This window comes from Streptomyces sp. NPDC026589, from assembly GCF_040638385.1.
Taxonomy (GTDB): Bacteria; Actinomycetota; Actinomycetes; order Streptomycetales; family Streptomycetaceae; genus Streptomyces.
In genome coordinates, this window is the sequence record NZ_JBEZYG010000061.1 from 1 (window position 1) to 5,500 (window position 5,500).

Below are 5,500 nucleotides of genomic sequence, written 5' to 3' on the forward strand. Positions count from 1 at the left end.
TTTCTTGCGCGACTTCTGGGGCTGGCGGTTCCGGCGGCCGGGCGCCGGCGGTTCGGCGGCCCCGCGTCCCCCCTGGGGCCGGCACCCACATCAGCGGGTGCCGGCCAACTACGTCTCGCCGATACGGCAGGCGTACCCATTTGAGGGAGCCAGCGAAGGCGAGCGGGCCGGGAGAGCGGTATGCCCTTGGAATCTGCGCACCATGGATGCCCCTCCCCGCCTCGGCTCAGGATTATTACGCCGTAATGACGGCTGCCGCTTCGGGCAACACCCAAGGCTCAAACCTTCTGGAAGGGAGCTGAGCCGCCCACGGCCTGGCCCTCATCCGGCCAGGCAAAGCTCTTGGCGACAAGGCAGGCCACCTGCAACTCACCACGGTGGTCGTTGAAACTCACCACGGCCGGTTGCGAACCCGTCTCCGCTTATGGTCTTCGGGCAGGGTCGGCACCCGGACGCCCACCAGATCGAGCAGCACCTCCTGGTCGACGGTCGATCCGGCCGCGAGGCGGCGGGCGACCGTGCTCGGACAGCCGACGGAGGAGATCGAAGTCCGCAAGCGGCGTTGCTGCTCGCCCCGGACTTCACCTTCCTCCGCAAGCGTCCCTGATCGTGCTGTGGGCGCTGGGCGACGCCCACACGCGCCGGTCATCGAGCGAGCACACGAGCGGGCTGTCGCCCAGGCGCTGCGCTGGCTCGAGGACGAAGTGGCGGAGACCCGGTGGGCCTCCGGCCGCGGCCGTGCGAAGACACCGGCCCTCGGCGTTGCGGCGTTCCGGCGCTTCGACAACCGTGACTGTTTCCCGCTCCTCCACGAGGCCGCCTGGTCCTCAACCGCGTGCAGCGCAGGGACGCTGACGGCGAGCCGAAGTGGGGGCGCTGGATACCCGCCGCCTCGACCGGCATGTGGTGGCGGCCGCGACGCTCTACCCCCTGACGATGACAACCGAGGTGTGTGAGGAGTTGGGGCTGGCGACGGTCCCGCAGGAGGTGACGCCGGGCTTGCCCCCGGTGATGGAGATAGCCGGTGTCGACTCCGAGGTCATCGACTGGTCCTCCACCCGCCGCGGCTCCTTCAACGCTGCCGTACGGTCGGATCCGAGCCCGGGTGGATCCGCACGTCGACACCATGCTGGCTGCTGTCGACGTCGCCGCGGTCGTCTTCACCGTCCGCAGGAACTCGCCCGCCGCCATGCCCTGGCCGTAGCGCCAGCATCTCCTGGAGACCCTGCGCGGCCGCGCGTTCGCGCCGACTCCGCCGAGCCCGACCGGTGGTGGATCGCCGGCACCGGCGGCAAGCCGCTCCGGGGGCGCTGAGTCGCATCGGTGCCTCGGTCGACACCGCCATCAAACGCGAACAGACCGACGCGGGCTCCGCGGCGTCGACTCCGCCCGAAGCTTCGAAAGCGCACGACGTTCGTGCGCGTGCTACGGGCTGATGGGGGAGCGGCGCCCACTCTGTCGTGGGTTCCTCGACGACCGTCCGCTGGGAGCCACGGTGGTCACTGACCCGGGCGTCCGCGAGCAGATGGAAGCGCTCCCCACCTCCCAGGTCCTCATCGGCCTCGCACCGACGGGCAGCCGGTCTGCGTCGACCTGGACAACGACTCGTCGCACGTCCTGGTCTACCGCCTCGGACGGCGGCACCTCCACCGCCCTGCGCTCCCTGACCGCCCCGCTCCTGCACAACGGCGGGCACGTCCTGGCCCTCGACTTCAAGCGCACCTCCCGGTCGTGGGCACGCGTCCTGTCGACGGTGACGTACGGCCGCGACATCGACGACACCCACGACGCCCTTCTCGGCCTCCGTACCGAGCTGAAGCGCCGCATCGACCAGGCAGAGGAGCACGGTGACACCGAGGCCCTGCCCCGGCTGATAGTGATGCACGAGTCCGCCGATCACACCCTGCGGAAGCTGGCCCGCCACCGGGACACGGTCCGCCAGGCAGGCGAGGCGAAGACGTCCTCGACCGTGAACGCCTCCGAGGAGCTCCTCTTCGCCGGGCGCGAGGCCCGCATCCATGTCCTTGCCGACGCCCAGAGTTACAGCGCCGCGCTGGGACGCGAGCAGTTGTCCACCGTGCTCCAGGGCGCTTCACCACCCGCACGTGGAGCCAGGCGGCGGGCGTCCCGCAGGCCGCCACCCGTAGTCGGACCGGCCGCCGGATGCCGAGTGTCAGCATGGTGGCCATCTCTCTCTTCTCGTAGCCCCAGTGTCGACACGCACTGGCCGCTGCTGCGGTGACCATGACCGTTCTCAAGGGAGCTTTCGAACGCGCTTGTACGGTGGGGGATATGGCAGATCAACGGAACGTGCAAACCCCGGCCGGACAGGCAACTGCGGCGTGGGAGCGCGTAGAGAAATGGCTGCATGCTCATGCCCCGGCGTCCGCTGCGCTGCTGCGCCCTGCGGCCGGTGAGGCCGATATCGCGGCTGTGGAGCAGGCGATCGGTGTGACGTTTCCGCCCGCGCTGCGGGCCTGGTACCGGCTCCATGACGGAATCGACGATCCTGAGGACGGGAAGAGCTGGTGGCCCGCCGGCTTCCTGCCCGGGGGACAGGGCTGGTACCGGCTGGGGCAGCTGCAGAGCGCCTACGTGATGCAGACTCGCGATTGGGAACGCGAACCGGGCCGTGTTCCGATCTCCTGCACTCCGGACGACATGTGGCACGGGCTCTACCTCGATGCCCGCCCGGGAGAGCCGTCCTACGGCAACATAGGCCGCTGGGTGGTCGACCGTGAACCGGAACCCATTCCGGAGTCCACCCTGGGCTGGCCGCTTGAGTCGTGGCTCGTCGAGATCGCGGACGCCCTGGAGCAGGGGCGCTGCCTTGTTGGCCTTGATGGCCAGCGTGACGAGGACAACTGGCCCGCGTTGACCGTGTGCGGGGGGCTGACGTGGGTGTCCCCCGGGGAAGAGCCTCAGCTGCCCGAGGGCCGGATCCTGTTGGACGGTCCTCGCTGACGCCGGGGGCCGGCAGGAGCATTGGTCTGCCGGCCCCCCGGCTCTTCTACGGCTTGGGGACGGTGCAGGTCACGGTTGCCTTGGTGGCGTTGCAGTGCCCGAACTGGGGGAAGCCCACCCAGTAGGGGTCCTTGTCCAGCAGGCGGTACTTACCGGAGAATCCGGAGCTGAACGCGCCGCCCATCGACGTGGAGTTGACCCAACTCGACATGGCGGAGCGGCCGCAGACCTCGGCCCATGTCGGGGCCGCCTTGCGCTCGTCGTCGTACAGGTGCCACTCGCCCTGCTGGATGCGCGTGGCGTAGGTTTGCACGCACTGGTCGCCGGAGGCGACCGGATTGAGGCCTCCGATGATGCCGCCAGGCATGCCGGCGGAGTTGTAGCTGGAGGCATAGGCGAACTCGTCGCACGACACCTTGTCGCCCGCGCTGATCTCCGGGACAGGTGTGGCGTCCGGGTTGCCGTGTTTACTCGCCCAGCTTGTGCCGTCACTGTTCTTCGGGCAGATCACGTCCCGGTTCTTGTTCGGGTCACGGCCAGGGGCGTTCTTGGTAGCGTCCGGCAGGAAGAACATCGGCCTGTTGTGCGCTTTGCTGCCCGGGTGGTTGGGGAGCTTGGACTGAATCAGCCATGCGTGTGCGACCGCGGCCGGAGTCTTGTCGAAGTTCATCACCCACGTCGGAATGTACTTGTGGAACGTGCAGCCCGGCGTAGTGGAGGAAATCTTGTCGCACCGGACCTGTGCGCCATCGGCCTGCCAGCGCGAGGCCGCCGGGTTCGCCACTGGCGAGTAGGCGGTGATCTTCGTGGACAGGTCGAGCGTGTCGGCCTTGTTGGCCCCGCTCCAGGTGTGATCGATCTTCCCGACCGCTGTGTGCGAAAGCGGGTCTGTTCCCAGCCACACCAGTGCTCCGTCCCACGCGTGCGGGCCGTTGCTGCACCGGTCAGGCATCATGCAGTCGAACCGCACGTCCAGCGTTACCGACACGAGCTTCGCATCGATCTGCATCGGCACGAGGGTGATCTGCTCGGTGAACGTCGCCGAGTTCGCCGCCAGCTTTACCTGCTGTCCGACGGCCCAGGAGGCGTTCAGAACTTCACCGGTGGGTTTGCCGTCCTTGACGACGACTCCGACGTACTCGAAGGTGAAGCTTCCGATGCACGCCTCGTACCGCTTGATGTGCGAGTTCATTAAGCCCGCGCACCAGTCGACCAGATGAGGCAGTGCCGCCCCGGTCCCCTTGGTGAGGGCGGTGCGGGTTTTCTCGCTGCTGTCCGGCACGAGACGTGAACACGGCTGAATGCTCGTCTTCTCGTTCACCTCGCCACAGCTCCACCCGTCTGCCGCGCGGCCGCCAATAGGCGGTACCTCCGGCGGTACCGGCTTCGCGACCGGCTGAGCAATCGCCTGTGGCTGCTGGTGGCCGTCCTGGTTGAGGGGCGGTGTGTCCTTGTTGGGCTCTAGCAGTTTGATGTCGACAGCTCGGTTGCGGATCTTGAAGTTGGCCCACGGCGACCACTCGGTCTCGTACAGCCCGCCGTCGTAGGCAGACGTGTGGAAGGCGTAAGTCACACCGGGCTTCAGCCTTCCGTGTCCGACCTTGACTTCAGCCGACGAGCCGGAAGGCACCAACTTGGACACGAGGACACCGAACTGGCTGTCATCCAGCTTTACCCGCGTCTTCGGCTGGCCGAAGGCATCCGTCGTGTAGACCTCGAACGTCAGGTTCGCCTTGTCGTTGTCCTTATCGGTCACCGTGTTGCTCAGGACCGGCTCGGTGGTGTTGACCTGCCACACCTTGTTCACTTGAGTCCAGTCCGGGCCCGCCTGTGGGTTCTTGCCCGACACTGGGCGGTTGCCCGCCAGGACCTTGCTCTCCGGACCTGCTGCAGGGCGAGAGGAAGGAGCGGCACTCGGGCTGGAAGCGGGAGATGAGTCGGGCTCAGGTGCGGCGGTTGCTATTCCGGATCCCAGGAACAGAGCAGCCGCGAAAACCATGGCTATGCGAGCTGTCATACCTTTTCGTCTAGCTAAGCTGAACACGTAGTTGCAGACCTCACTCTTGATGGTCGGTTCGTCGCGCTGCCTACCTTCTTAGGCGCTACTGCGCTCACGCATCAACGCCACCTATTCGGCCACCCCTGCACGTTCCACAGGAACCAGATGTGACGCTGCGTACGGTTGCGGAACTCTCGGTCACGATCAGTGTGTGCTCCTGGGTGCAGAGACTTTGGTCGTCCACCCCCAGCAACGTCTGACCCCCCCCGGGTCGGGCGGCCGGGCTGACCGCCTGGACGCTGCGCAAGGCCGCGTACGAACATCCGAAGGTGGCGGCGGTCTTCGCCCCGCCGGGTGTAAGTCGTTTTGCGGACCGGCCCGGCTCCTGCTCGCTCCGACGGTGCGTATGAGCCCCTTGAGGATTTCGGCCTTGACTGGACGACTAGGCCGTTTCTCTCGGATCATCGTGCTGACCAGATGAGGATGGCCGCGACGTGGAGCCCGGCCAGGTAGACGGTCGCGGTCTTCTCGTAGCGG

Annotated in this window: 5 protein-coding genes and 1 pseudogene; 5 read left to right on the forward strand and 1 reads right to left on the reverse strand. The window is 67.2% G+C overall.

The features are described from left to right. Window positions 1-424 precede the first annotated feature (424 nt). The 5 genes and pseudogenes from AB0F29_RS41405 to AB0F29_RS41425 all read left to right on the forward strand — a co-directional run bounded on the left by AB0F29_RS41405 (window position 425) and on the right by AB0F29_RS41425 (window position 2,964). A complete protein-coding gene (locus AB0F29_RS41405) occupies window positions 425-607 on the forward strand; it encodes a hypothetical protein (RefSeq protein ID WP_361884162.1) in 183 nt (60 codons plus the stop codon). Between the two features lie 7 nt (window positions 608-614). After that, window positions 615-956 carry a relaxase domain-containing protein gene (locus tag AB0F29_RS41410; RefSeq protein ID WP_361884164.1) on the forward strand — a complete coding sequence of 114 codons (342 nt, stop codon included), beginning with the start codon at window positions 615-617 and terminating at the stop codon, window positions 954-956. Next, window positions 907-1,068 (forward strand): annotated as a pseudogene (locus AB0F29_RS41415) (conjugal transfer protein TraA); the annotation flags it as partial. The gene AB0F29_RS41410 and the pseudogene AB0F29_RS41415, both read left to right, overlap by 50 nt. Window positions 1,069-1,495: 427 nt before the next feature. Next, the gene (locus AB0F29_RS41420) at window positions 1,496-2,242 is read left to right on the forward strand and encodes a hypothetical protein (RefSeq protein WP_361884166.1); all 747 of its coding nucleotides are present in this window, start codon (window positions 1,496-1,498) and stop codon (window positions 2,240-2,242) included. A 50-nt stretch (window positions 2,243-2,292) separates the two neighbouring features. After that, complete coding sequence (locus tag AB0F29_RS41425) at window positions 2,293-2,964, forward strand: SMI1/KNR4 family protein (protein WP_361884168.1); 672 nt, start codon at window positions 2,293-2,295, stop codon at window positions 2,962-2,964. 46 nt (window positions 2,965-3,010) lie between these two features. Here AB0F29_RS41425 and AB0F29_RS41430 read toward each other — a convergent pair whose 3' ends face one another. Then, a complete protein-coding gene (locus AB0F29_RS41430) occupies window positions 3,011-4,813 on the reverse strand; it encodes a hypothetical protein (RefSeq protein ID WP_361884170.1) in 1,803 nt (600 codons plus the stop codon). Window positions 4,814-5,500 lie beyond the last annotated feature (687 nt).

Bases quoted from the DNA above. Each gene is read 5' to 3' on its own strand.
- AB0F29_RS41405 (WP_361884162.1), top strand. From the start codon at position 425: ATGGTCTTCGGGCAGGGTCGGCACCCGGACGCCCACCAGATCGAGCAG.
- AB0F29_RS41425 (WP_361884168.1), top strand. From the start codon at position 2,293: ATGGCAGATCAACGGAACGTGCAAACCCCGGCCGGACAGGCAACTGCG.